This is a genomic window from Sulfurifustis variabilis (genome assembly GCF_002355415.1).
Taxonomy (GTDB): Bacteria; Pseudomonadota; Gammaproteobacteria; order Acidiferrobacterales; family Sulfurifustaceae; genus Sulfurifustis; species Sulfurifustis variabilis.
Genome location: NZ_AP014936.1, coordinates 1,970,191 through 1,992,506, shown reverse-complemented (window position 1 = coordinate 1,992,506; position 22,316 = coordinate 1,970,191). Strand labels below are relative to the sequence as shown.

Here is a 22,316-nt window from a genome sequence, read left to right as displayed (position 1 = left end):
GTTCACCCCGCACGCCCGGAAGTGGGAGGCTCGGCGCTCCAGCCGGCGACCCAGCGCTGCTCGCGCGGATTGTCGACCTGGTTGCGAGTCGGGCTGAAGAACACGCCCGGGGCATGCAGCAACTTCGAGAAGGGGAACACGATCATCAATACGACGACGAGGCCGAGGTGAATCAGGAGCGGCGCGCTCGCCGGCAGCGGCTGCCAGTCGAACAGCATCAGGCCGAGGAGGAAGGCCTTGAGCGCGACGATGTCGGTATGCGACACGAACGTCATCATCAGCCCGCTGCCCGCGATCCCGAGCAGGAGCAGCAGCATGAGGAAGTCGGACGGGCTCGAGATGTAGCGCACGCGGTCGACCACGATCCGGCGCCCGAGCAGGCCCAGCAGTCCGATGACCATGGCATACCCGCCGTATTTGCCCGCCGTTTGCACCAGCTCCAGGCTTACGAAGGGCCACAGAAACGACTCCGGCGTGATCGCGTAGCGCAGGTGCCGGAAGAAGGCGAGCAGCAGCGCGAAGTGGAAGATCCATCCGAAGAGCCAGATCCACTTGTTGGACTTGAACAGGCTCTCGAACACGGTGACCTCGCGGGCCATCCGCATCCACACGCCCGCCCGGGTGGTCGGGGCCGGTGTGGTGGGGATCTTCAACGGCTGGGGTGTGCGCGCGTAGACGTACACCTTGCGCGCGAGCCCCGCCAGAAAGATCGCGGTCGCGACGTAGAACAGCACGACGTAGATGACGGTCACCGCCGACATGCGCTACTCCTGATGATGCAGGCAAAGCGGGGCTTGCGCCCCGCTTCCAGGGCGTCTGCTCAGACGCAGCCGGTCGGCTTCGGCAGACCGGCGTATTTGCACGCCTGCTTCGCCGGGCCGTACGGGAACAGCTCGTAGAGGTACTTGCTGTTGCCCTTGTCCGGGCCGAGCTTCTTGCCGATGGCCTTGGTGAGCACGCGCACCGCCGGGGCGATCTGGTACTCGTCGTAGTACTCGCGCAGGAAGTTGATCACTTCCCAGTGGTTGTCGGTCAGATCGCAGTTGTCGATCTTGGCCATCTCCGTCGCGACTTCCTCGGTCCAGTCGGTGCGATTGGTGAGGTATCCCTCCTCGTCGACCTCGATGGTCTTGCCCGCTACTTCGATCGTCGCCATGTGCGTTACTCCTCGTCTGTCAGTAGTTGATAACCGGGTTTACAGCCACGCCTGGACCGCGTTGTGTTCGGTCACCAGGTCCACGAACCCGCCGTAGTCGACCAGCGTCACGCCGTCGACCAGACGACCGTTCAGGCCGCGCGTGTCCACGTCCGGCGCGAGCGCGTAGATCTTTACGTTCTTGGAGGCCTCGGCGAGGCGCTGTGCGTGCAGCGTGCCCTTCACCGCGCCGTATACGCCATCCTCGATCAGCAGAATGCTCGATCCCTTCTTCGCGTGCTGGAGGCAGGTTTCCAGGGCGTTGCGCTCGAAGGGCGATTTGTTGACGGTATGCAGCAGCATCGTTTTCCCCTCAGAAGCTCAACACCACGTCCTGGGACTCCATCATGTCGGTCATCTCGGCGCGCGAGAGAACCTTCACGTCCACGACCAGGTCGTCCTCGGTCAGCCCCCGCGCGTCCATCGACTCCTTCTCGACGTAAAGCTTCTCGATGTCGTAACCCTCGAGCGCCCGGTACGTGGGGGAGAAGTTCTTCATCTCGGTGCCCTTCGTGTTCTGGCCCTTGACGAGCTGGTACACCCCGTCGTCCACGAACGCGAGCGAGACGTCCTGCTCGAACGCCGCGCCGATCAGCACCACCTCGAGCGACTCGAGCGCGTAGATCGTTCCGTACGGCGCCTTGCGGTTCACGAACATGAACTTCTTGATCTTGCCCGGGCCGTCGCCTTCCATCATGTCTTCCGCCATGTCGTCCCCCTCAGTCGCCGAAGGTCACCAGGCGGTCCGCCTGGATGCCGGCTTCGATCAGCTGCCCGAGACCCGAGATGCGAAAGCCCGGCGCGATGTTGTTCGCATCCTTGCCGTGGCGCTTCATCTCGTTCTCGTCGAGCAGGCCGCGGCGCTGGGCGGCGGCGATGCACACGACGAGATCGAGCTTGTGCTTGTCGGCGAGCTCGGTCCAGCGCTTCTGGATGTTGCGGTCGTCCTGAGGCGGGACCGTGAGACGGGTCCCGTTGTTGACGCCATCGTGATAGAAGAACACGCGAAAGATCTCGTGACCCTTCTCCAGTGCCGCTTTGGTGAACTGATAGGCCGTGTCCGAGGCCTGATGGGTGTACGGTCCTTCGTTCACCAGTACCGCCAGCTTCATTCGTTTACCCCCTCGTTCGTACAATCGCCCGGTGGATGGCCGGGCGATGGGCGTACTCCGCCTTCATAATTGTCGAGAAACACCGCCCTCGATGCTTTGACCTAGGTCAACCTCGCGCGTTGCGCGCGAGGTTGAGCGTCGGTCATCGCTAGAAGCGGATGTGCGTCGAGGCGTTCAGGGTGTAACGCGAACCCCGCCAGTTGTCGACATGGAACTTCGTGAACGGCAGCTCGGTGAGCTCGAAGAAGCGCGGCCAGCCGATGCGGTCGACCCAGTCGCTCATCCGTTCCCAATCCTTCGCGTCCTGTTTGTAGACACGCAGGATCTTCTTCACGATCGCCGCGGCCTCGGGCCAGCGCGGCGGGTTGTTCGGGATGCCGGCCGCCACGAGCTTGTGGAACGTGGGCTTGGAGCGCGCGTTCGAGTTCTTGCCGCCGACCCAGATCGCGAGCTTGGAGTGCTCCGGATCGTTGATCTGCATCGGGGGGCAGGGCGGGAAGCACGCGCCGCAGCAGATGCACTTCTTCTCGTCCACCTCGAGGGAGGGCTTGCCGTTCACCATCGCCGGGCGGATCGCCGCCACCGGGCAGCGCGCCACGACCGAGGGACGCTCGCACACGTTCGCCACGAGGTCGTGGTTGATCTTCGGCGGCTTGGTGTGCTGGATGTTGATGGCGATGTCGCCCTGGCCGCCGCAGTTGATCTGGCAGCAGGAGGTGGTGATGTGCACGCGGTTAGGCATGTCCTCGGTGACGAACTCCTCGTGCAGCTCGTCCATCAGCGCCTTCACCACGCCCGCCGCGTCGGTGCCGGGGATGTCGCAGTGCAGCCAGCCCTGCGTGTGGGAGATCATCGTCACCGAGTTGCCGGTGCCGCCGACCGGGTAGCCGGCGTCGTTCAGCGCCTTGATGAGCGGCTCGACCTTCTCCCACTTGGAGACCATGATCTCCATGTTGGAGCGGATCGTGAAGCGCACGTAGCCCTCGCCGTACTGGTCGATGATGTCGCACAGCAGGTTCAGCGCGTAGGTGTCGAGCTGACGCGTCGTGCCGACGCGCACGGTCCAGATCTCGTCGCCCGAATGGGCCACGTGATGCAGCACGCCCGGGCGCGGACGGTCATGGTACTTCCAGTTGCCGAAGTTCTTGATCATCAGCGGATGCAGGTACTGAAACCCGTCGGGACATCCGCTTTCAATCGGCGGGCGCATGGTCTTCTTTTCTGCGGCCTGCGTTGCCTGAGACATTCCTGAAACCTCCGGACTCGAGTTCGATCGTTGTGTTCGGTAGTCGCGAGGGCCGTTCGGCCCCCGCCCTCAACGTGCGTGGATCAGCCCACCGCTTGCTGCTTGCGCTGCATCCACTTCTCCGCCTCCTGGTCCCAGTCGTCCATGCGGATGTACGAGACGGTGCGCGGATGGTTGATCATGTTGGGATCCACGTCGAGGCCGACGCCTTCGAGGAAGTTGACGAGGCCGATGCGCTCGATCATCTCGCCGCAGCGCTCGTGCTCCAGCCCGTTCTCCGCCCAGAAGTCGATCACGTTCTTGGCGATCTCGCGGAGCTTGTCGTAGTCCTCGTCGGTATCGAGCTTCATGAACGGCACGATCACGGTGCCGAAGGTGTCGCCGATCTTGAGCGTGCGCTTGCCGCCGATCAGCACCGTCACGCCCTTGTCGTCGCCGGGCGAGAGCGCCTTGGTCATGACGTTGATGCAGTGCATGCACTTGACGCAGTTGCGGTTGTCGACGGCCAGGGTGTCGTCGTCGTTGAGCGACAGCGCCTTGGTCGGGCAGCGCGCCACGACGTTGTCGATGACGTACTTGCGGCCCTTCTTGGCGACGAAGTTCTTCACCTCGGCCTGGTCGACCTTGATGTCGTCGCGCCAGGTGCCGATGACCGCCATGTCGGAGCGCTGGATCGAATTCATGCAGTCGTTCGGGCAGCCCGAGACCTTGAACTTGAACTTGTAGGGCAGGGCGGGGCGGTGCATGTCGTCGATGAAGTCGTTCACCAGCAGGCGGTGGATCTTCATCTCGTTGCAGTTCGACTGCTCGCAGCGCGCCGCGCCGACGCAGCTCATGGAGGTGCGCACGCACGGGCCGGCGCCGCCGAGGTCGAAGCCGTACTCGTTGATCTCGTCGAAGAAGTGCTGCGTGTTCTCGGTCGTGGTGCCGATGAACATGATGTTGCCGGTCTGGCCGTGGAACGCGATCAAGCCCGAGCCGTACTTCTTCCAGGAATCGGAAAGCTGGCGGAGCATCTTGGTGGTGTAATGGTTCCCCGTCGGCGGCTGCACGCGCAGCGTGTGGAACTCCTTGGACTCGGGAAACATGGACGCGACTTCGGAGAAGCGCGGGATGATGCCGCCGCCGTAGCCGAAGACGGAAACCGTGCCGCCTTTCCAGTAGCCGAGGCGCGTCTTATAGGAATACTCGAGCTGGCCGAGCAGGTCGACCATCATGTTGTTTTCGTGAGCCAGGCGCTTGAGACCGGTCACGAAGCTGGGCCACGGCCCGCTCTCGAGCTGGTCGAGCATCGGGGTGTCGTGGAAGGGCTTGGTCGACTTTTTCTCCTTGGGGAGATACGCCGCGTGTTTCTCGGGATTCTTCGGTTGGGCCATGGACTACCTCCTTAATAGAAGGGCGCGTTTTTTCTTGACGGTTCAGGAGCCGGACGGGGCGGGTGCCACCGTGACACGGCGGATGGCGGGAGTAGGACGGAACCGGTCCGCCTGCCTCGACGCCCGAACTACCGCTTTTTTGTTGTTTCTCAACGTGGCGGGAGTTTAGACACGTGCAATAGGCCGAAGAATCTGTCATTTGGGGGAGGCGCGAGCCGGATGACCCCCTCCCCAAAAGGGATAGGAGCGCAATGGCCGCCGACGTGCCCCGGATGGCGAGAGAGGAAGAAAAATATACGCCCGAACAGAACGATACAAGTAGAACCGGATCACGTCCAGGAGCGGTGCCACGTCCCATCCGCTGTCGCCCGGTGCCTACTACCCCCGAGGAGCGATTGCGGGCGACCGGGCGCTCCTCTATTTTTGCCGGCGTTTCCAGCCCGTCACGCGAACCCATGACCAATCCCGCTTCGGCGGCCTGGGTCGAGCCGGATGCCCATCCGGACAGCCCGTTCCTCCCCGACAACGACGGCGCCTACCGGCGCTGGCGCGACGCGAAGCTCACCGGCTACCCGGCATCCGCGGGAGAGCTGGTGGTGGAGCTCGGAGATCCCCGGGCGATGAGCGCCGGGGAGCGCGCCGAGCTGCTCCGGGTGTGCCGGAAAGCGAACATGGCGATCTACCGAAGCCGCCTGGGCGCGCTCGAAGACAAGGACATACCGCACCGCCTCGGGTCCGCCTTCGGGTTGCGGGATCTCGACCGCAACCCGCTGGCCGACGACGACGGCGTGACGTCGTTGAGCCATGTGCCCGGCAAGTCCGAGCGGGGCTATATCCCTTACTCCAACCGCCGGCTGCTCTGGCACACGGACGGCTACTACAATCCCCCGGCGCGGCGCATCCGGGCGTTCCTGCTGCACTGCGTGCGGCCGGCCGGCGAGGGCGGGGAGAACGGATTGCTCGATCATGAGATCGCCTACCTCCGCCTGCGCGATACCGACCCCGAGTACGTGCGGGCGTTGATGCACCCGCTGGCCATGACGATTCCCCCGAACGTCGAGAGCGGGACCGAGACGCGGGGAGCGCAGTCGGGGCCGGTCTTCTCGATCGATCCGCTCAACGGCCGGCTGCACATGCGCTACACGGCGCGCACCCGCTCGATCGTCTGGCGCGACGACGCTATTACCCGCGAGGCGGTGCAGTGCCTCGAGCGGATACTCGCCGAGGATTCCCCCCACGTGTTCCGATACCGGCTGGCGTCGGGGGAGGGGCTGCTGTGCAACAATGTGGTGCACAACCGCGCCGCGTTCAGCGATGCGCCGGGCGCGACTAGACTCCTCTATCGGGCCCGTTATTATAATCGGCTCGCCGACACCTGACCGGCCCCATGCTTCATCTGAGCGAAATCCTGCTCCAGCACCACGACATCGACAGCTTCGACCGGCTTTGCGAGGTCGTGACCGAGCGCGCGCGCACGAGCGGCGAGATCTTCTTTCGAATCGACGTGAAACCGCCTTATCCCGATACGCCGCCCAACTGGGAAGATCGCCTTGAAGGGGCGTTCGTCGGCATCCATTCAGTCACCAAGTAACCGGGCGTTCCCGCCCGCGGCCGTGAACGGAACATGAAATATCTGCGAGAAGACCCGTCCGTGATGGACGCCGACGACGCGGACGACCGCAAGGAGCCGACGCACCTGCTCGAGATGCAGGTCGAGGACCTGCGCCGGGAGCTGATCGAGCTTCCGGCCGGATTCGAGCCGACGCGGCGCGCCGACCTGCTCCTGCAGCTCGGCCGCACGCTGCTCCGGCTGGAGAAGACGAGCGACGCGTGGGACGCGGCGCGCGAGGCGTTCGACATCTATACGGCCGCGCAGAAATGGGAAGAGGCGGTGCAGTGCTGCGACGTGCTCTTCGCCTCCGATCAGCCGCAGTCGCTCGCGGCCCTCGGACAGGGCATCTGGCTCGCCGTCACGTTTCCGGTCGACCCGGAGCTCACCGTGGCCATGCTGCAGCACGTCATCGACGAGACGCCGCCGGACTCCCAGGGCGCGGCCGTGGCCGCGATCGTAGCGCACTACGTCGTCGATCTGAGGGCGCCGGACGGGAAGGAGCGGGAGAACCTCCTGTTCTATACGAACCAGATGCTCGCGACGGTGGCGCGCCGGCAGGGAGACGTGCACGACCAGGCGGCTTTCGATCAATGGTTCAAGAGGCTCGAGCTGAACGATCCCGCACGCTTTCTGCCGCGGCTGCGCAACGTCGTGGACGTGCTCGTGCAGAGCGACTGGTGGATCGATCGCGATGCGTTGACCGCCCGGCTGCCCGTGCAGTGAGGCGCGCGGCGTTTTCCGTAATGCGGTAGGACGGACCGTGTACTGGCAGGATTCGAGGCAGGAGGAACCCCGGCAGGTGGCCGACGACGTCGTCGACGTCGCCTACGCCATTCGCTGCAAGACGCTTCCCGTCGAGCACGCCTACGCGCTCTGGCGGGCGGTGGGCGAGGTGATGCCGTGGATCGCGGAGGAGGAGGGAGCGGGCGTGCACCCGGTGCATGTCGCCGATTCGGGAAACGGCTGGATGCGTCCGGACCGGCCCGACGATCTGCTCTACCTCTCGCGACGCACCCGGCTCGTCGTGCGCGTGCCCAAGCACCGGATAGAGGACGCGCAGCGGCTGCTCGGTCGCACGCTCGACGTCGCCGGGCACGCGATGCACGTGGAGAGCTCCACCCTGCGCGCACTCAGCACCCACCCGGCGATCTTCGCGCGCTACGTCGTTTGTGACGGGACCGTCGACGAGAAGGCATTTCTGGCGCAGGCGCTGGCCGGTCTGCACGCCCTGGGGATCCGGCCGAAGAAGATGCTTTGCGGCATCGAGAAGACGATTGCCACACCCGAGGCGTCGTTGACGACGCGCAGCCTGATGCTGGCCGACCTGAGCGCCGAGGAGTCGGTACGGCTGCAGCAGAAAGGGCTCGGACGCATGCGGCACCTCGGCTGCGGGTTGTTCATTCCGCACAAGGATATTCAGGAGCTGATGCCTGCGCGCTAGGCTCGTTGCGAAAACAATTTCCAGAAAACTGACATTGGGGGGTTTTAACCTATGAGCTTTGAGTTCAACGGCAATCAGATCGAGACGGACGCCAACGGCTTCCTGCTCAACGCGGAAGACTGGAGCAGGGAGCTGGCCGAGCACATGGCGCAAATGGAGGGGATCGCGCTCACGGAGAAGCACTGGGACATCATCGAGTACCTGCGCGACGAGTTCTTCAACAACAACCAGTCGCAGCCGAACACCCGGCACATCGTGAAGGCGATGTCCGACAAGTGGGGCACGAACGTGGGGCAGAAGGACGTCTACGACCTGTTCCCGAAGGATCCGAGCAAGCAGGGCGGACGGATCGCCGGCCTGCCGGAATCGCGGCGCAAGGGCGGATACTAGGATCCCTCGCGGTTGTCGGCCGACGGCTGACGGGTACACGGCGGCCGGCGATTTCGCCGGCCGTTTTCGTTTCGGGACGCGCATGGCGTACACGACACTCATCACGACCGGGGAGTTGGCGGATCATCTCGAAGACCCGGGCTGGGCTGTTTTCGACTGCCGGTTCATCCTGACGGACCCCGGGGCCGGCAGGCGGGCTTACGCCGCGGGTCATATCCCCTCCGCGCGTTACGCGCACCTCAACGAGGATCTGTCCGGGCCGGTCACGGCGAGCACCGGCCGGCATCCGCTGCCCGATCCCGGGCTCCTCGCCGAGAAGCTCGGGCGGTGGGGGGTCGACCAGACGACGCAGGTCGTCGCCTACGACGACAGCTACGGGGCCATGGCGGCGCGGCTCTGGTGGCTGCTGCGCTGGCTGGGGCACGACGCGGTCGCGGTGCTCGACGGCGACCTGCGGGCATGGTCGAGGGAGAAGCGGCCGCTGACGACGGCGGAGCCGGTGGTGACGCCCCGGATCTTCACTCCGCGGATCCGGGCGGACGCCTGGCTCGACAGCGCAGCCGTCGAGCGTCTTGTACAGACCGGCGACGGGGTGCTCCTCGATGCCCGCGCCGAGGAGCGTTTCCGCGGCGAGGTAGAGCCTTTCGATCGTGTGGCCGGGCACGTCCCCGGCGCCATCAGTCTCCCCTTCGAGGACAACCTGCAGCCGAGCGGGCGCTTCCTTCCGCCCGAGGAACTGCGCGGACTGTACCATCAAGCGCTCGGCGACATTCCGGCCGATCGGGTCGCGCACATGTGCGGCTCCGGCGTGACGGCCTGCCACAACCTGCTCGCCATGGAGCATGCCGGCCTCGCCGGCGCGCGGCTCTACGTCGGCAGCTGGAGCGAATGGATCACGGATCCCCGCCGGCCCATCGCACGGGGCGACTGAGGCCATTGCCCCGGCGCCTGCCAGCCGCTATTGTCGCCCGCTGCGGGCAGAGGCAAGCACCTTCATGAAGCGGGTTGAGGATTTCCGGCTGCGGTTGGGCCGGCACGAGCTCGTGCCGATCGTGATCGGCGGCATGGGTGTCGACATCTCCACGGCGGACCTGGCGCTCGTCGCCGCACGCCTCGGCGGGATCGGCCACATCTCCGACGCGATGGTCCCGACGGTTTCCGATCGGCGCTTCAAGACCCGTTTCGTCAAGCAGAAGCTCAAGCAGTTCAAGTTCAACGTCGCCAACCCCGACAAGTCGGTGGTGCAGTTTGACCTGGCGCCCCTGGCCGAGGCCACGCGCCTGCACGTCGGGCGCACCATGGAGGCGAAAAAGGGCGACGGGCTCATCTTCATCAACTGCATGGAGAAGCTCACGATGGCGAGCCCGCGCGAGACGCTGCGCGTGCGGCTCTCGGCCGCCATGGATGCGGGAATCGACGGCGTCACGCTAAGCGCCGGGCTGCACCTCGGGTCGCTCGCGCTGGTCGAGGATCACCCGCGCTTTCGCGACGTGAAGTTCGGCATCATCGTTTCGTCGCTGCGCGCGCTGCTGCTCTTCTTGAAGAAGAGCGCCCGGCTCAACCGGCTGCCGGACTACATCATCGTCGAGGGGCCGCTCGCCGGCGGACACCTCGGGTTCGGCATGGACTGGGCCCAATACGACCTGCGGTCGATCGCGACCGAGATCCTGCAGTACCTCGCGAAGGAGAACCTGAACATCCCCGTGATTCCGGCGGGCGGCATCTTCACCGGAAGCGACGCCGTGAGCTACCTCGAGGCGGGCGCGGGCGCGGTGCAGGTCGCGACGCGGTTCACGGTCACGAAGGAATGCGGGTTGCCGGAGCGGGTGAAGCAGGAGTACTTCAGGGCGGAGGAGGCGGACATCGAGGTGAACCTCATCTCGCCGACCGGCTACCCCATGCGCATGCTGAAGCAGAGTCCGGCGATCGGGTCGGGTATCCGCCCGAACTGCGAGGCCTACGGTTATCTGCTCGACGGCTCGGGCAACTGCGCGTACATCGAGGCGTACAACCGTGAGCTCGAGAAGCACCCGGACGGAGAGAACATCTCGGTGAAGGACAAGACCTGCCTGTGCACCCACATGCGCAACTTCGACGTGTGGACGTGCGGGCACTACGCGTTCCGGCTCAAGGAGACGAGCCGACTGCTCCCGGACGGAACCTACTGGCTCCCGTCGGCGGAGCACGTGTTCCGCGATTACCAGTACAGCACCGACGGCCGGGTGGCCCCCGCGGAAGCCCCGGTACTGCAACCCGCTTCCTAGGTCTCCGCGCCCGCCATGGAAGGGACGGGCGGCCTCAGTCGCCGGCCTTGCCGTGCGCGGTCGCCTCGGCGATCCGGTCCATCACCGCGAACAGCACGCCCGACACGACCAGCACCACGTGGATGCCGACCTTCCACGCGAGCTTCGTGTCGGAGAGCGTCCAGTCGGCGGCGGTCGTCACATCCTCGGCCGCGATCGAGATGTTCACGAACGACTTCAACAGCTCCACCGCCGAGATCGCCACGATCGAGGCGATGAGCTTCACCTTGAGCCCCGAGAAGTCGACCTTGCCCATCCACTCCGGCCGGTCCTCGTGGCCGGCGGTGTCGATCTTGGAGACGAAGTTCTCGTAGCCGCTGAAGATGATGATGAGCAGCAGGTTGGCGACGAGCGACATGTCCACGAGCGTGAGAATGGCGAGGATCACCTCGCTCTCCGAGCCGTCGACCATGTGGCTCGCGACGTGCCAGAACTCCTGCGTGAACTTGACGAGCAGGATGAAGATCGCCACGACCAGCCCGACGTAGAACGGCGCGAGCAGCCAGCGGCTGTTGAACACCAGGCCTTCCAGAACCTTTTCGGCACGCTTCATGGTCGATGTCTAGCTTATTGGGTAAGGGAGCGCGCCGCGGAGGGCGCGGGAAAAAGCGGGCGGATTATAGCGAAAAGCGGCTAGGGCGCACCGGCTTCGGGAATCAGCTCGATGCCGGCGGCGGAGATCGTGTCGAACAGCCGCCGGATGTGGTCGCGGTCGCTGGTCTCCACGATGCAGATGGCCCGTACCCGGCTGACGTCGGGGCCGGAGAACGTGCGGTCGTGGGCGATGTCCTTGATGCTCGCGCCGGTCGAGGCGATCAGCGAGGCGAGCGTCGCGAGGCCGCCCGGCCGGTCGCTGATCACCGCCGTGAAGCGGCAGAGCCGGCCGTCCTCGACGAGCCCGACCTCGATCACGCGGTCGAGTATGGTGAGATCGATGTTGCCGCCGGCGAGCACGAGGACGACGCGTTTGCCGGCAAGGCCCGGAAAGCGACCACGCAGGAGCGCCGCGAGAGGGGCGGCGCCCGCGCCCTCGACCACGGTCTTTTCCACCTCGATGAGCCGGAACACGGCGAGGGCCAGCGCCTCCTCGTCCACCGTCGTCATCGCATCGACGCGCTCGCGTGCGGTGGCGAAGGCCAGGTCGCCCACGCGACCGACGGCCAGGCCGTCCGCAAGCGTGGGCTGCACCCCGACGGTCACGGGCTCGCCGGCCTCGAGAGCGGCCGTGAAGCTCGGCGCGTGCTCGGCTTCGACGCCGTGGACCGCGACTTCCGGACGCAGCGACTTGACGGCGAGCGCGATCCCGGCGATGAGACCCGCGCCGCCGACGGGGACGACGATCGCCTCGACGTCGGGGACCTGGTTCAGTATCTCGAGGCCGACCGTCCCCTGTCCCGCGATCACGGCCGGGTCGTCGAATCCGTGCACGTAGCTGAGCCCCTCGCGGGCGGCCACCTCGTCCGCGTGTACGCGCGCGGCCGCGAAATCCTCACCGTGCAGGATGACGCGCGCGCCGAGCCGGCGGCAGGTCGCGACCTTGATGAGGGGGGCGTTGACCGGCATGACCACCGTCACCGGGATGCCGAGCAGGCTCCCGTGCCAGGTGAGCCCCAGGGCGTGATTGCCGGCCGAGGCCGCAATCACGCCGCGCGCACGGCGCTCGGCGTTCAGCAGGAGGAGGGCGTTGCGCGCTCCGCGTTCCTTGAAGCTGCCCGTGCGCTGCAGCGAGTCGAGCTTGCAGTGGATGCGCGCCCCGCAGAGCTCGGAGAGGGGCACGGACTCGGAGCACGGGGTCACCGGCACCCCGCTCGCGATGCGACGGCGCGCGGCCTCGACGTCGGCGAGGGTGAGCATCGCTATTTCGCGAAGACGCGGGAGGGATCGGCGAAGGCCTTGAACTCCAGCGCGTTCCCGCTCGGGTCGAGCAGGAACATCGTCGCTTGCTCGCCGACTTCGCCTTTGAAGCGGATACACGGCTCGATCACGAACGGGACGCCGGCGGTTTGCAGGCGCGCGGCGAGCGCGTTCCAGTCGGCCATGCTCAGGATCACGCCGAAATGCGGAACGGGCACGTCGTGCGCATCGACCGGATTGTGCGCGACCGCGCGCGGCGCGTCCGGCGCGAGGTGTGCCACGATCTGGTGGCCGTAGAGATCGAAGTCCACCCACGTATCGCTCGACCGCCCCTCGCGGCAGCCGAGCACGCCGCCGTAGAATGCCCGGGCCTGCCCGAGGTCGCTGACCGGGAAAGCGAGGTGAAACGGGTTCATGGGGCGGCGACCCGCGACGGTTCCCCGCGGCGGGAAACGGGTACCCGCGCTCGCTTCATTTCTCTTTTTTCTTTTCCAGGTTCAACGCCGCGGAATTGATGCAGTAGCGCAGGCCCGTCGGGGCCGGACCGTCGGGAAAGACGTGCCCCAGATGCGCGCCGCAGCGACTGCACACCACCTCGGTCCGGCGCATGAACAGGCTGCGGTCCTCCTCCTCCGCGATGTTCTCCTTCTTGAGCGGCGCGTAGAAGCTCGGCCAGCCGGTACCCGAGTCGAATTTCGTCTCGGAGCTGAAGAGCTCCGCCCCGCAGCCGACGCAACGGTAAACGCCGGGCTCGTGGCAGTCCCAGTACGCGCCGGTGAACGCCGGCTCGGTGCCCTTCTCGCGCGTGACTCGGTATTGCTCGGGCGTCAGGCGGGCGCGCCATTCCTCGTCGGGTTTGTCGATGGGATGCGTCATGACATGCCTCTCTTCGGAACTGCCGTAGTTTAGCGACGCGGGCGGCCGGCGCGAAAACCCCGATTCCGCAACGGGTTCAACCGATCTCGCTCCACATGCGCATCAGGTTCACGTAGGCCGTGTTGACCTGCGCGGTTTCGGGCGCGTCGGGCGCGGTGCGAAGCAGTTTTTCCCGTGCCTGATTGAGGCCGTAGAGCAGCTCCCGGCGGGCCGGGTCGCGCACGAGGCTCTGCACCCAGGTCACGGCCACGAGGCGCTCGCCGCGGGTGACGGGAGCGACCTGGTGCAGGCTGGAGGCCGGGTACAGGACGCCGTCACCGGCCGGAAGCTTCACGGACTGGTCTCCGAAGAGCGTGCGGATCGTGAGCTCGCCGCCGTCGTACTGTTCGGGCTCGTTGAGAAAGATCGTGATCGCGATATCGGTCCGGTACAGCCCTCCGCCGCTGCCCATGATCGGGTCGTCGACATGGTCGCCGTAGGTCATGCCCGGGATATAGCGGGCGTAGAAGGGCGTGGCCACCTTGAGCGGCAAGGCGCCGCCGCGGTAGTCCGGGTGCCGCACCAGGCTCCCCATCACGAGATTATTGAGCTGCTCGCGGAGCGCGTCGTTGCGGTCCATTTCCTCGTTGCGCTTCACGCGCGCGGCGGCCATTCCGGCAGACAGACGGCCGTCGACGAACGTGGCGCGGGCCAGCAGTTCGCGCGCGCCCCTGACCTGATCGGGCGTGAGGACGTTCTTCAGGTGCAGCAGCATGCGGTCGCCTTCGTGGCCGGATCTTCGAATTACCCGGGAAGCATAAACCGAGGCCTGTGTGGTTGAAACTGCGGCCCCGTCCCCCTCGTTCCCCCTTTCTGCTGCGCCTCCCGCTCCGCAGGAAAGTCCAGGGCAGCCATCCCTGGCTGCCCGCTCGCACTTCTCCCGCTCGCCCCGCGAGGGGAGAGGGAGGCGAGCCGTGTGCGCGCTGGGCGCGCACGTTTCATATTATCGGTAGAACAGCGTCAGGCCGCCGAACAGGATCATCAGGCTCACCACGCGCCGGAAAAGGCGCTCGTTCACGCGGAAATGAAGTTGGTTGCCGTACCAGAGCGCGGCCGCGATGAAAGGGGCGGTGACGCCCATCATGTGGAGGATCGCCGGCGTCATCGTCTGGTTGACCACGTATCCGCCGGCGCGGAAGAGATTGAGCGAGAGCGAGAAGGCGATGGCGTAGTTGCGGACCTCGGTCTTGCCGCGAACCGTCGCGAGCAGGCGGGTCATCGCGATCGGGCTGCTGATGCCGAAGAGCGCCTGCGACGCGCCGGCCAGGCCGTCGAGCGAGCGCGCCACGGGACCGGACAGCCGCGGATGCCCGGGCGCCAGGAGCAGATAGAGGCCGAAGAACGTGATCACCGCCGCCAGCAGGCGGTCGAACACCTCGGTGGAGAACGAGTAGAAGAGATAGAGCCCGGCGACGCCCCCGAGCAGCGCGCACACGAGCATCCGGCCCAGGAATCCGAAGTCGACCGTGCGCGGCGACCGCGCGAGCGCGATGACGCCGACGAGGATCTGCGGCATCGTCGAGTAGATGACGAGCGTCTTGCTGTCGTAGAAGACGGTCATGACGAGCAGCATGAGGATGGTCCCGGCGAGGCCGAAGACGATCTCGAAGGTGTAGGTGAGGACGCCGACGACGGTCAGGACGACGAGGGGGAGCATCAAGGAGCAATGTTGAATGCTGAATGTTTGATTTTGAATCAAGGTGCGCGCTTCGCGCGCGACATCAATTCAGCGTTCAACATTCAACATTGTCGTTTCAGGGTCAGGCGAAGCAGATCCAGGTCGTGGCGATGTACTTCACGCCGCGTTCGACCGTGGCGGCGCGATGGATGTGCGTCCAGAACGGCGGAAACAGCACGAGCTTGCCTTCCTCCGGCTTCAATTTCACGTCCTGGAGCGCGAACTCGGTCTCGCCGCCCGGGCCCTCGACGTCGTTCAGGTACCAGATCGCGACCAGCTGGCGGCTCATGAACTCGCCGGGACCGCCGTCCACGTGCCAGTGGTAGTACTCGCCGGCCTCGTAGCGCTGCAGGTTGTAGCCGAGATCCTTGAAGCGGTTCACCGCGAAGAACGGGAACGTGCGTCCCATTTCCCGAAACGCCCCGCCGAGCGACTGGACCAGGGCGCGGTCGATGTCCCTCCAGTCCTCGCGCCCGCTGATGCGCAGGTCGGTGGACTTCTTGATCGACGCGTCCTCCTGCTGGGCGGCGCCGAGGCGGCCCGCGTACTGCTGGTCCCGGTTCGCTTCGAAGCGCCGGATCATCTCGCGGCACACGTCGCGAGCGAGGGCGCTCGGGATCTCGTAGATGAAGCTAAGGGGTTTGACTTCGTGCATGACTCGCTCCGCGCGCTATCCTACGCGCGGGCCGGAGGCGACGAAACCCGCTTCCGCTCGGGCGCGTAAACCGGTATAAAGCCGCCCCGAAGAAAAGGCCGCTCCCCGCGGCCAGCAGAATGAAACCGAAAGACATCGTTCGTCTTCTCCTGCCGGCGCTGGCCACGGCCAGCCGGGCGGGTCGCCTCGTCGGTATGGCAGCCGCGCGCGTCGCGGCGGCCCGGCCGGCGCTCGTGTCGAGGGCGACCGGGGGTTCACCCGGCCGGAGGCGGCCGACCCCGGCGTCTTCGTTCTTCATCGTCGGCGCCGCGCGACGGGTCGGACGGGAGGCGGCGTGCCGCGCCCGCGCGCGCCGCGCGACCGGATCCGGTCCGTGACCCGACACGCAACGCAAAGACGCGGCAGGCGCTTCGATCGCTTGAGGCGGGTGGCGCAGCTGCTGTTCCCGAAGCAGCCGCCCGCGCCGCTCAAGGAGAAATGGGCGGGCGCGCTCGGCTCGCTGGTCGCGACGCTCGGCCTCGGCTGGATCTCGCTCCACACCGTCGGCCCGACCGGAACGGTCTTCCTGATCGCGTCGATGGGATCGTCGGCGGTGCTGCTCTTCGCCGCCGCGCACAGCCCGCTGGCGCAGCCGTGGCCGTTCGTGGGCGGGCATCTGGTTTCGGCCTTCATCGGCGTCACGATGCACCAATGGGTCCCCGATCCCGTGCTGGCGGCGGCGCTCGCGGTCTCGCTGTCGATCTTCGTGATGCACGTGTCGAACTGCCTGCACCCCCCGGGCGGGGCGACCGCGCTCACGGCCGTCTTCGGCGGGCCGGAGATCGATCGCCTCGGCTACGAGTTCCTGCTCGCGCCGCTGGGCCTCAATATCGTCGTCTATCTCGCGCTCGCGGTCGTCGTGAACAATGTCCTGCCGGGACGCCGTTATCCGTTCAAGGCTCCGGAGCAGCGGCCCGACCGCTACGAGGACCCGCTCAACTGGGTGCTCAATCGCGCCGGGCTCAAGACGCAGGATCTCGAATACGCCCTGCGCCAGATCGGCGGGTACATCGACGTGAGCCCGGACGACCTGCAGCAGATTCACGCGCGCGCGAGCCTGCACGCCTTCGAGCGGCGCATGGGAAAGATCACCTGCGGGGACATCATGGCGCGCGACGTGACCACGGTGGAGTACGGCACGCATCTCGAGGAGGTGTGGCAGCTCATGCGCACGCGCCGGGTAAAAGGCCTGCCGGTGCTCGACCGTGCTCGGCGGGTGATCGGGATCGTCACCATCGTCGATTTCATCAAGCGCGCGGACGCGCGCCCCGAGCACGTCTTCGACCGGCTGGTCCGCTTTATCCGCCAAACGCCCGGCCTGCGCACCGAGAAGCCCGAGGTGGCGGGCGAGATCATGACGCCCTCGCCGATCACCGCGCGCGAGGACGAGCACATCCTGACGCTGGTGCCGCTCTTCTCGGAGCACGACATCCACCACATTCCGATCGTAGGCCACGACGGCAAGCTGACCGGGATGGTGACGCAATCGGACCTGATGGCGGCGCTCTACAACTATCGCGCTGGCGACCTGCGCCGTCCCATCCGGCTGCCGCAGCCGAAAGGAAGCGGCGAGTCGCGACGCCACGCCGGCTGATCGCGGCGCCCGCCGGTTGCCCGGCGACGGGCTACTCGCTCAGCTCGTCGAAACGCCGCTTGACCGCGCGCAGGCGCGCCGCCTCAGCCTCGCGGGCATCGTCCATGGGGGCCGACTCCGTCCAGTTTCCGCTCGCGCGATCGAGGACGGCATACCGGTAGACCTGCCCCACCTTGTAGACCTTGGACACTTCCTTGCCGGCCTGTTCGAGCGCCTGGACCTTGCTGAGCCCGGCGACCGGAGCGGACGCGGGCGCCGGCTTCTCGGCAGCGGCGCCGTCGTAGAGCAGCTGCGTGCTCGAGATCTCGCCGGTCGTGTCGATGTCGAGCCCCGTGACGCCCGGCGCGCGGTTCAGTATGTATCCGGCCATGAGCAGGGCCACCTCGTGCTTGCCGACGCTCAGCGCGCCGAGAAGCCGGTGGGCGGCGATCTGGCAGCGCTGCACGCGGTCGGGGTGCTCGACGAACTCGCGGCTCATCTGCCAGCCGCGGTCCATGTCGCGGTCCATCTTGGCGAAGAAATCCTCTCCGTCCCGGACGACCTCGTCCGGCACGTCGAGCACGCGGGCGGTTTCCTCTACGATGATGTTGAGTTTCATGGATCAGATCGGCGTGTGTTCCAGCATCCGCTCGACGGCCGAACCCGCGTCCTCGCCCCGGTCACGGTAGAGGCGCGCGATCGCCGTTGCGGTCTCCGTCCAGCGATCGAGTCCGTCGTGAACGGCGCGGCGCAGCGGCCGAAGGTCGCCATCCGCCGCGAAGCGCGCGTACGCGTCGGTGGCCTCGGGAAAGAGATACCGGCGCATCCCGCTGAAGGTCGCGAAGTAGAAATGGATGCCCGGGATATTCTCGCGATCGATGAGCGCGGGCAGCGTGGAAAGACAGTCGGCGAGGAGGTCGCGCACGGCGCGCGCCATGATCTCCGCTTTGGAGCGCGTGAGCCCCGCGAGCATCTCGTTCCAGCCGTCGCCGAGCAGCCGTCCGGCCAGGCCCTCCCCGAGCTCGTGCAGGATCATGGTCTCCGTCTCGTTCGCGGTCATGCGCTCGAGCGCGCCGTCGAGATCGCGGTCGAACCCGTACCACTCGTGGACGCGGGCCATCGCGTTGTTGTTCCGGTTGCCACGGGCCTCTTCGATCCGCTCCCAGAGAAAGCGGCGCACCGATTCCTGCCGAACGTAGATCTCGTTGCCGAGCAGCATCGCGGGAGGTGCGACGAGATCGCGGGCGTACTCGCAGGAGGAGAGGTAGACGGTAAAGCCCTGCCGCCGCTCCGAGCGTACGAGATCGCCCAGAAAGAAGTGCGGCTTGCTGAAGCGGCCGTAGCCGCCGCTGTAGACGTAGCCCCGCGGTACGAGCTCGGCGTTCACGGTCTCCGTGTCGAAGGGGTCGCGCGAGCCGCTTTCGAGCGGGAGCGGCTCGAAGGGACTCGACTCGAGCGCGTTCCACATGCGTTCGCGCTCCTGGAGCCACTCGCCGACGTCCTGGTTCGGCAGAGCGCCGCTGAAGGGTATCTCGTTCTCCCAACGGTAGTACTCCCGCATCTTCAGGAGAAACACGCAGAGCGTGAAGTCGCCGACGTGGCGGGCATCGGAGATATCGCAGTTTCGCTGAACGGTGCTCGCGAGCTGCCCGAGGTTCAACATGAAACGGTTCGGCCTGTCGGAATGCATATAATAGTATATGGGCGTCCCGGTCCGGGGAACCGAAACAGGCCAGGAGAAACCGATGCGCGTTGTACGTGTTCTGTCGGCCATCGTTCTGCTCGCCGCCTCGTTCGGGTCGGTCGCCGATCCGCCGGACGGCTATCCCTTCGTTTCCTACGACGAGGGACTGCTCGCCGCACGGAGGGCCGACAAGCCCATCTTCCTTTATTTCGGGCGGCTGGGATGCGGCTGGTGCGATCTCACCAACAAGCAGGCGTTCTCGGACGAGGCCCTGAAGCGCACCTTCACCGACCACTACGTCCTGGTCTACGTCGACGCGGAAAGCGGCCGGAGGCTCACCTTGCCGAGCGGCGAACGCATCACGGAAATGGAGCTCGGCACCCGCTTCAAGGCGTTCGCCACGCCGCTCTTCGCCTACCTCGAGCCGGACGGCAAGCTCATCTTCAAGATTGCCGGCGTGCAAACGGTCAAGGACTTCGTCGCCTACGACCGGTTCGTACGCGAAGGCATCTACCGGACCAAGGACATCAAGCAGTACCTGGCGGAGACGCCTTGAGGCGTCTCGCGGGCCTCCTGCTGGGGCTTGTTCCCGCGGCGGCCGGCGCCGCGCCGTGGGCGTTCGGCGAACCCGTGGACGTCGCGCCACCGGCGGGTCCGGGCGTCTTTCATCACCTGGAATCGGCCGGGCGGCGCAACGTGGCATCGGACCACGGCTCGGTGGCGATCGTCTGGGAAGACAATCACACCGGCGCGCCCCAGGCCTATGTGGCGCTCAAGCCGCACGGCGCCGCGGCGTTCGATGCCGCACGCATGATCAGTACCGGATCGCAGGCGTACGAACCGGCGATCGCCGCCCTCGGAAACGGCCGCTTTCTCGCCGTCTGGGAGCAGGACGGCGCGGTGTGGACACGCGCGCTCGATGCGCGGCGCCTGGGTCCGGTGCAACGTCTGTCGGGCGCCGAAGCCAGCCAGGCGAGCGTGGCCGCGCGCGACGGAGTCGCCTTCGTGGTATGGAGCGAGCGCGCGAGAGGAGCCGCATCGATCCGGCTCGCCCGGCTCGAGTTCGAGGACGTGGAGCGGCCGCTCGGTGCGGCCAGAGCGGTCCAGGTGGATCCCGATGCGCCGAAGGCGGATCAGATCTACCCGAGCGTTGCCGCGAACGGCAGCCGGGTCGCCGTCGCCTGGGAAGATCGCCGCCACGGCCACACGGTTCTCCTGCACACCCACGCGCCGGCGCGATCGCTTCAGTTCGCAGCACCCCGGATGCTGAACGAGCAGCCCCCGCGCCGCTCTGCGATCTACGGCCGCGGCCCCGGCGTCGCGCGCGTCGTTCTCGTCGAGCGGGGAGAGCAGGGCATCGCGGCCGCGTGGCTGGACAAGCGTGACTTCACGTCCGGCTATGACGTCTATGCGGCCCTCAGCCGGGACGGCAAGCGTTTCGGCCCCAACCAGAAGGTGCAGGACGAGTTCGGCAACGCCATCAGCCAATGGCATGCGGCGATCGGCGCAAACGCGAGAGGCCGGATGGCGGTCGTCTGGAACGACGACCGGGACGAGACCCCGGACATCTGGATCTCGTGGCCGGAGGAGGGCGGCTGGAGTGCGGACGAGACCGTGCCCGCCGCATCGGGTGCCGGCGCGCAAACGAGCCCCGCGCTCGCGTTCGATGAAAACGGCGACCTGCATCTCGCGTGGGTAGACCAGGCGGGTCCCGAATCCCCCACGCGAATTCGGTATATACGAGGTGTCTACGCGCCTCGGGGCCGTTAACCGCTATTGAAAAGCGGTTTCCTTCCGGTAATATTAGCGGCTCCTTTTAGACGGCCCACTGTACGAGGAGCGCTTCTTCCATGGCCAACATTTATTACGAGACCATCGACAAGATGGAGAAGAGCAAAGTCGACGCCGAGTACATCAACGGCTGGGCGTCTGGCTATCTGCGCAACCCCAAGCGGGAGGAGCAGCGGATTACCGAGGCCTACGATGCGGGCTATCAGGACGGTCTGTCCAAGAAGGTCGACAACTTCCAGTCCTGGGTTCGCAAGTAACCGGAAGTCGAGCAGCAGTCATCCCAAGCGGGCCGCCTCCGGGCGGCCCGTTCGTTTCAGGCCCCGGCCTCCGCCTTCGCGTACCACTTCCGCGCTTCCGCGTCGTTCTTGTCGACCCCGAGCCCCTGCTCGTACATCATCCCGAGCGTCATCTGCGACCCTGCGAGGCCCTGTTCGGCCGCGCGCTGGAACCACTTCGCCGCCTCGACCGGGTCGCGCGCGACGCATTCGCCGTGCAGATACATGAAGCCGAGCCCATGCTGCGCGAGCGCGTAGCCCTGCGCCGCGGAGGCGCGCATCCATTTGAGCGCTTCGGTGTCGCTCTTGACCCGCCCGAGCCCGTTCTGCGCCATGATCGCGAGGCGATGCTGGGCCTCGGCATCGCCCGTCTCGGCGAGCGGCAGGAGAAACTGCCATGCCTTCGGAAACTCCTTGGCCTCGAAGGCCGCCATGCCGCTCACGCGGTTCATGTCGAGATCGTCTGTCATCGGCGTCGTCTCGCTGGAAAGCGCGCATTCTGCCAGACAGATCGTCGCGGGGCGATGAAACGCGCAGGCTTCATGTGGACTCGCTATTCAGCAACCGGACGTTTTCCGGTATAACGCAGGCCCCATGGCCGTTCGCATCAAGACCCGGTTTCGCAAGTCCGGCCCGAAGACCGTCGAGGAGCGGGCGAGCGTCGTCGCTGTGGCGGTCTGGAAAGCGGCGCACGAAGCCTTCCGGCGCATGGGCAAGGAGAACTTCAACTTCACCTCGCCGGAACAGGTGACCGGATTCGTGACCGAGTTTATTGCCTTTCTGGTGCAGATCGCGGACCGCATCGTTTACGGGCAGATCAGCGAGCCGGATCGCGCGGCCTTCGTCAACGCGCTTGCCCGTCACCTGTCCCGAAACATCCAGGACAGCCAGGTCGAGCTTCGGGGCCCCGGCGACTACGTGACGCCCTTCTTCGATACACTGAACGCGCGCTTCAGAGACTATGCCGAGTGCGAGTACGGCCCGGCCGGCCCCGGTTACGCATTCGTGCGCTACCTGGGCGAGCGGGTTGCGGAAGTCATGAACGCCGCCGACAACAAGTGGGTGCTCGAGTACGTCATGGAAATCGAGGCCCCCGATGCCGTGAAGGTGGTCAAGAAAGCGGTGGGCGAGGTCATGGGTGTGAAGGTCGGCTGATTCAAGGCGCCTGCGCACCGAT

The 22,316-nt window shown here is 66.3% G+C and carries 30 protein-coding genes; 13 read left to right on the top strand and 17 right to left on the bottom strand.

The features are described from left to right. Nucleotides 1–2: 2 nt before the first annotated feature. The 7 genes from SVA_RS09595 to dsrA form a co-directional block, all read right to left on the bottom strand. The gene (locus tag SVA_RS09595; RefSeq protein ID WP_096461015.1) at nucleotides 3–761 is read right to left on the bottom strand and encodes a respiratory nitrate reductase subunit gamma; all 759 of its coding nucleotides are present in this window, start codon (nucleotides 759–761) and stop codon (nucleotides 3–5) included. A gap of 59 nt (nucleotides 762–820) precedes the next feature. After that, the gene (locus SVA_RS09590; protein ID WP_096461014.1) at nucleotides 821–1,156 is read right to left on the bottom strand and encodes a TusE/DsrC/DsvC family sulfur relay protein; all 336 of its coding nucleotides are present in this window, start codon (nucleotides 1,154–1,156) and stop codon (nucleotides 821–823) included. A 39-nt stretch (nucleotides 1,157–1,195) separates the two neighbouring features. Beyond that, complete coding sequence (gene tusB, locus SVA_RS09585) at nucleotides 1,196–1,495, bottom strand: sulfurtransferase complex subunit TusB (RefSeq protein ID WP_096462900.1); 300 nt, start codon at nucleotides 1,493–1,495, stop codon at nucleotides 1,196–1,198. A gap of 13 nt (nucleotides 1,496–1,508) precedes the next feature. Further along, nucleotides 1,509–1,904 carry a sulfurtransferase complex subunit TusC gene (gene tusC, locus SVA_RS09580; RefSeq protein WP_096461013.1) on the bottom strand — a complete coding sequence of 132 codons (396 nt, stop codon included), beginning with the start codon at nucleotides 1,902–1,904 and terminating at the stop codon, nucleotides 1,509–1,511. Between the two features lie 10 nt (nucleotides 1,905–1,914). Next, complete coding sequence (tusD, locus tag SVA_RS09575; protein WP_096461012.1) at nucleotides 1,915–2,307, bottom strand: sulfurtransferase complex subunit TusD; 393 nt, start codon at nucleotides 2,305–2,307, stop codon at nucleotides 1,915–1,917. A 148-nt stretch (nucleotides 2,308–2,455) separates the two neighbouring features. Further along, a complete protein-coding gene (dsrB, locus tag SVA_RS09570; RefSeq protein WP_096461011.1) occupies nucleotides 2,456–3,553 on the bottom strand; it encodes a dissimilatory-type sulfite reductase subunit beta in 1,098 nt (365 codons plus the stop codon). A gap of 83 nt (nucleotides 3,554–3,636) precedes the next feature. Further along, on the bottom strand, nucleotides 3,637–4,845 hold the full coding sequence (gene dsrA, locus SVA_RS09565) for a dissimilatory-type sulfite reductase subunit alpha (protein ID WP_420823882.1): 1,209 nt from the start codon (nucleotides 4,843–4,845) through the stop codon (nucleotides 3,637–3,639). A gap of 539 nt (nucleotides 4,846–5,384) precedes the next feature. On the opposite strand from dsrA, the gene SVA_RS09560 reads away from it, so the two are divergent. The 7 genes from SVA_RS09560 to SVA_RS09530 all read left to right on the top strand — a co-directional run bounded on the left by SVA_RS09560 (nucleotide 5,385) and on the right by SVA_RS09530 (nucleotide 10,636). Continuing rightward, on the top strand, nucleotides 5,385–6,308 hold the full coding sequence (locus SVA_RS09560; RefSeq protein ID WP_096461009.1) for a TauD/TfdA family dioxygenase: 924 nt from the start codon (nucleotides 5,385–5,387) through the stop codon (nucleotides 6,306–6,308). A gap of 8 nt (nucleotides 6,309–6,316) precedes the next feature. After that, the gene (locus SVA_RS09555; protein ID WP_096461008.1) at nucleotides 6,317–6,520 is read left to right on the top strand and encodes a sulfur relay protein DsrC; all 204 of its coding nucleotides are present in this window, start codon (nucleotides 6,317–6,319) and stop codon (nucleotides 6,518–6,520) included. Nucleotides 6,521–6,553: 33 nt separating this feature from the next. Then, on the top strand, nucleotides 6,554–7,264 hold the full coding sequence (locus SVA_RS09550) for a hypothetical protein (RefSeq protein ID WP_148665432.1): 711 nt from the start codon (nucleotides 6,554–6,556) through the stop codon (nucleotides 7,262–7,264). Between the two features lie 37 nt (nucleotides 7,265–7,301). Next, entirely contained in the window at nucleotides 7,302–7,982 is a 681-nt protein-coding gene (gene cas6 / locus SVA_RS09545; RefSeq protein ID WP_096461006.1) for a type I-MYXAN CRISPR-associated protein Cas6/Cmx6, read from the top strand. Nucleotides 7,983–8,033: 51 nt separating this feature from the next. Then, nucleotides 8,034–8,372, top strand: coding sequence for a TusE/DsrC/DsvC family sulfur relay protein (locus SVA_RS09540; protein ID WP_096461005.1), 339 nt, complete (start codon nucleotides 8,034–8,036; stop codon nucleotides 8,370–8,372). An 82-nt stretch (nucleotides 8,373–8,454) separates the two neighbouring features. Continuing rightward, a complete protein-coding gene (locus SVA_RS09535; protein ID WP_096461004.1) occupies nucleotides 8,455–9,303 on the top strand; it encodes a sulfurtransferase in 849 nt (282 codons plus the stop codon). A gap of 64 nt (nucleotides 9,304–9,367) precedes the next feature. After that, nucleotides 9,368–10,636 (top strand): nitronate monooxygenase, encoded by a 1,269-nt coding sequence (locus SVA_RS09530; protein WP_096461003.1) that lies wholly within the window; start codon nucleotides 9,368–9,370, stop codon nucleotides 10,634–10,636. A 34-nt stretch (nucleotides 10,637–10,670) separates the two neighbouring features. Here SVA_RS09530 and SVA_RS09525 read toward each other — a convergent pair whose 3' ends face one another. From SVA_RS09525 to SVA_RS09495, 7 genes are all read right to left on the bottom strand, one after another. Continuing rightward, nucleotides 10,671–11,228, bottom strand: coding sequence for a TIGR00645 family protein (locus tag SVA_RS09525; protein ID WP_096461002.1), 558 nt, complete (start codon nucleotides 11,226–11,228; stop codon nucleotides 10,671–10,673). Nucleotides 11,229–11,308: 80 nt separating this feature from the next. Further along, nucleotides 11,309–12,529, bottom strand: coding sequence for a threonine ammonia-lyase (ilvA, locus tag SVA_RS09520; RefSeq protein ID WP_096461001.1), 1,221 nt, complete (start codon nucleotides 12,527–12,529; stop codon nucleotides 11,309–11,311). A 2-nt stretch (nucleotides 12,530–12,531) separates the two neighbouring features. After that, nucleotides 12,532–12,945, bottom strand: coding sequence for a VOC family protein (locus tag SVA_RS09515; protein ID WP_096461000.1), 414 nt, complete (start codon nucleotides 12,943–12,945; stop codon nucleotides 12,532–12,534). A gap of 55 nt (nucleotides 12,946–13,000) precedes the next feature. Next, nucleotides 13,001–13,405 (bottom strand): peptide-methionine (R)-S-oxide reductase MsrB, encoded by a 405-nt coding sequence (gene msrB, locus SVA_RS09510; RefSeq protein WP_096460999.1) that lies wholly within the window; start codon nucleotides 13,403–13,405, stop codon nucleotides 13,001–13,003. A gap of 76 nt (nucleotides 13,406–13,481) precedes the next feature. After that, nucleotides 13,482–14,159, bottom strand: a complete 678-nt coding sequence (locus tag SVA_RS09505; RefSeq protein WP_096460998.1) for a Fe2+-dependent dioxygenase — start codon at nucleotides 14,157–14,159, stop codon at nucleotides 13,482–13,484. Between the two features lie 228 nt (nucleotides 14,160–14,387). After that, nucleotides 14,388–15,101 (bottom strand): sulfite exporter TauE/SafE family protein, encoded by a 714-nt coding sequence (locus SVA_RS09500; protein WP_096460997.1) that lies wholly within the window; start codon nucleotides 15,099–15,101, stop codon nucleotides 14,388–14,390. Between the two features lie 103 nt (nucleotides 15,102–15,204). Beyond that, nucleotides 15,205–15,777 carry a 2OG-Fe(II) oxygenase gene (locus SVA_RS09495; RefSeq protein ID WP_096460996.1) on the bottom strand — a complete coding sequence of 191 codons (573 nt, stop codon included), beginning with the start codon at nucleotides 15,775–15,777 and terminating at the stop codon, nucleotides 15,205–15,207. 119 nt (nucleotides 15,778–15,896) lie between these two features. On the opposite strand from SVA_RS09495, the gene SVA_RS09490 reads away from it, so the two are divergent. Continuing rightward, nucleotides 15,897–16,154: a hypothetical protein gene (locus SVA_RS09490; protein WP_096460995.1), complete on the top strand. Its 258-nt coding sequence runs from the start codon at nucleotides 15,897–15,899 to the stop codon at nucleotides 16,152–16,154. Beyond that, nucleotides 16,151–17,410, top strand: a complete 1,260-nt coding sequence (locus SVA_RS09485; protein WP_148665431.1) for an HPP family protein — start codon at nucleotides 16,151–16,153, stop codon at nucleotides 17,408–17,410. The genes SVA_RS09490 and SVA_RS09485 overlap by 4 nt, the downstream gene beginning before the upstream one ends. A 31-nt stretch (nucleotides 17,411–17,441) precedes the next feature. On the opposite strand, the gene SVA_RS09480 is transcribed toward SVA_RS09485, so the two are convergent. Together SVA_RS09480 and SVA_RS09475 are read right to left on the bottom strand one after the other, a co-directional pair. Next, nucleotides 17,442–18,008, bottom strand: a complete 567-nt coding sequence (locus tag SVA_RS09480; RefSeq protein WP_096460993.1) for a hypothetical protein — start codon at nucleotides 18,006–18,008, stop codon at nucleotides 17,442–17,444. Between the two features lie 3 nt (nucleotides 18,009–18,011). Next, nucleotides 18,012–19,052 carry an Sfum_1244 family protein gene (locus SVA_RS09475; RefSeq protein WP_148665430.1) on the bottom strand — a complete coding sequence of 347 codons (1,041 nt, stop codon included), beginning with the start codon at nucleotides 19,050–19,052 and terminating at the stop codon, nucleotides 18,012–18,014. An 82-nt stretch (nucleotides 19,053–19,134) separates the two neighbouring features. On the opposite strand from SVA_RS09475, the gene SVA_RS09470 reads away from it, so the two are divergent. From SVA_RS09470 to SVA_RS09460, 3 genes are all read left to right on the top strand, one after another. Then, nucleotides 19,135–19,629 (top strand): thioredoxin family protein, encoded by a 495-nt coding sequence (locus SVA_RS09470; RefSeq protein WP_096460991.1) that lies wholly within the window; start codon nucleotides 19,135–19,137, stop codon nucleotides 19,627–19,629. Then, complete coding sequence (locus SVA_RS09465; RefSeq protein ID WP_096460990.1) at nucleotides 19,626–20,843, top strand: hypothetical protein; 1,218 nt, start codon at nucleotides 19,626–19,628, stop codon at nucleotides 20,841–20,843. The genes SVA_RS09470 and SVA_RS09465 overlap by 4 nt, the downstream gene beginning before the upstream one ends. A gap of 80 nt (nucleotides 20,844–20,923) precedes the next feature. Beyond that, nucleotides 20,924–21,121, top strand: a complete 198-nt coding sequence (locus SVA_RS09460) for an Alvin_2107 family globule sulfur oxidation protein (protein ID WP_096460989.1) — start codon at nucleotides 20,924–20,926, stop codon at nucleotides 21,119–21,121. A 56-nt stretch (nucleotides 21,122–21,177) separates the two neighbouring features. Here the strand turns inward: SVA_RS09460 and SVA_RS09455 are convergent, their stop codons facing one another. Beyond that, complete coding sequence (locus tag SVA_RS09455; RefSeq protein ID WP_197703446.1) at nucleotides 21,178–21,609, bottom strand: tetratricopeptide repeat protein; 432 nt, start codon at nucleotides 21,607–21,609, stop codon at nucleotides 21,178–21,180. 124 nt (nucleotides 21,610–21,733) lie between these two features. On the opposite strand from SVA_RS09455, the gene SVA_RS09450 reads away from it, so the two are divergent. Further along, nucleotides 21,734–22,294, top strand: a complete 561-nt coding sequence (locus SVA_RS09450; RefSeq protein ID WP_096460988.1) for a hypothetical protein — start codon at nucleotides 21,734–21,736, stop codon at nucleotides 22,292–22,294. The last annotated feature ends 22 nt before the right edge of the window (nucleotides 22,295–22,316 follow it).

Excerpts from the sequence above, each read along its gene's own strand:
- SVA_RS09560 (WP_096461009.1), top strand. The coding sequence starts at position 5,385 with ATGACCAATCCCGCTTCGGCGGCCTGGGTCGAGCCGGATGCCCATCCG.
- SVA_RS09460 (WP_096460989.1), top strand. The coding sequence starts at position 20,924 with ATGGCCAACATTTATTACGAGACCATCGACAAGATGGAGAAGAGCAAA.
- dsrB (WP_096461011.1), bottom strand. The coding sequence starts at position 3,553 with ATGTCTCAGGCAACGCAGGCCGCAGAAAAGAAGACCATGCGCCCGCCG.
- SVA_RS09540 (WP_096461005.1), top strand. The coding sequence starts at position 8,034 with ATGAGCTTTGAGTTCAACGGCAATCAGATCGAGACGGACGCCAACGGC.
- SVA_RS09525 (WP_096461002.1), bottom strand. The coding sequence starts at position 11,228 with ATGAAGCGTGCCGAAAAGGTTCTGGAAGGCCTGGTGTTCAACAGCCGC.
- SVA_RS09475 (WP_148665430.1), bottom strand. The coding sequence starts at position 19,052 with ATGTTGAACCTCGGGCAGCTCGCGAGCACCGTTCAGCGAAACTGCGAT.
- SVA_RS09550 (WP_148665432.1), top strand. The coding sequence starts at position 6,554 with ATGAAATATCTGCGAGAAGACCCGTCCGTGATGGACGCCGACGACGCG.
- SVA_RS09505 (WP_096460998.1), bottom strand. The coding sequence starts at position 14,159 with ATGCTGCTGCACCTGAAGAACGTCCTCACGCCCGATCAGGTCAGGGGC.
- SVA_RS09595 (WP_096461015.1), bottom strand. The coding sequence starts at position 761 with ATGTCGGCGGTGACCGTCATCTACGTCGTGCTGTTCTACGTCGCGACC.
- SVA_RS09490 (WP_096460995.1), top strand. The coding sequence starts at position 15,897 with ATGAAACCGAAAGACATCGTTCGTCTTCTCCTGCCGGCGCTGGCCACG.
- SVA_RS09535 (WP_096461004.1), top strand. The coding sequence starts at position 8,455 with ATGGCGTACACGACACTCATCACGACCGGGGAGTTGGCGGATCATCTC.
- SVA_RS09495 (WP_096460996.1), bottom strand. The coding sequence starts at position 15,777 with ATGCACGAAGTCAAACCCCTTAGCTTCATCTACGAGATCCCGAGCGCC.
- SVA_RS09530 (WP_096461003.1), top strand. The coding sequence starts at position 9,368 with ATGAAGCGGGTTGAGGATTTCCGGCTGCGGTTGGGCCGGCACGAGCTC.
- SVA_RS09455 (WP_197703446.1), bottom strand. The coding sequence starts at position 21,609 with ATGACAGACGATCTCGACATGAACCGCGTGAGCGGCATGGCGGCCTTC.
- dsrA (WP_420823882.1), bottom strand. The coding sequence starts at position 4,845 with ATGCTCGACCAGCTCGAGAGCGGGCCGTGGCCCAGCTTCGTGACCGGT.
- ilvA (WP_096461001.1), bottom strand. The coding sequence starts at position 12,529 with ATGCTCACCCTCGCCGACGTCGAGGCCGCGCGCCGTCGCATCGCGAGC.
- SVA_RS09590 (WP_096461014.1), bottom strand. The coding sequence starts at position 1,156 with ATGGCGACGATCGAAGTAGCGGGCAAGACCATCGAGGTCGACGAGGAG.
- SVA_RS09555 (WP_096461008.1), top strand. The coding sequence starts at position 6,317 with ATGCTTCATCTGAGCGAAATCCTGCTCCAGCACCACGACATCGACAGC.
- SVA_RS09480 (WP_096460993.1), bottom strand. The coding sequence starts at position 18,008 with ATGAAACTCAACATCATCGTAGAGGAAACCGCCCGCGTGCTCGACGTG.
- SVA_RS09500 (WP_096460997.1), bottom strand. The coding sequence starts at position 15,101 with ATGCTCCCCCTCGTCGTCCTGACCGTCGTCGGCGTCCTCACCTACACC.
- tusC (WP_096461013.1), bottom strand. The coding sequence starts at position 1,904 with ATGGCGGAAGACATGATGGAAGGCGACGGCCCGGGCAAGATCAAGAAG.
- SVA_RS09515 (WP_096461000.1), bottom strand. The coding sequence starts at position 12,945 with ATGAACCCGTTTCACCTCGCTTTCCCGGTCAGCGACCTCGGGCAGGCC.
- msrB (WP_096460999.1), bottom strand. The coding sequence starts at position 13,405 with ATGACGCATCCCATCGACAAACCCGACGAGGAATGGCGCGCCCGCCTG.
- SVA_RS09470 (WP_096460991.1), top strand. The coding sequence starts at position 19,135 with ATGCGCGTTGTACGTGTTCTGTCGGCCATCGTTCTGCTCGCCGCCTCG.
- tusD (WP_096461012.1), bottom strand. The coding sequence starts at position 2,307 with ATGAAGCTGGCGGTACTGGTGAACGAAGGACCGTACACCCATCAGGCC.
- SVA_RS09450 (WP_096460988.1), top strand. The coding sequence starts at position 21,734 with ATGGCCGTTCGCATCAAGACCCGGTTTCGCAAGTCCGGCCCGAAGACC.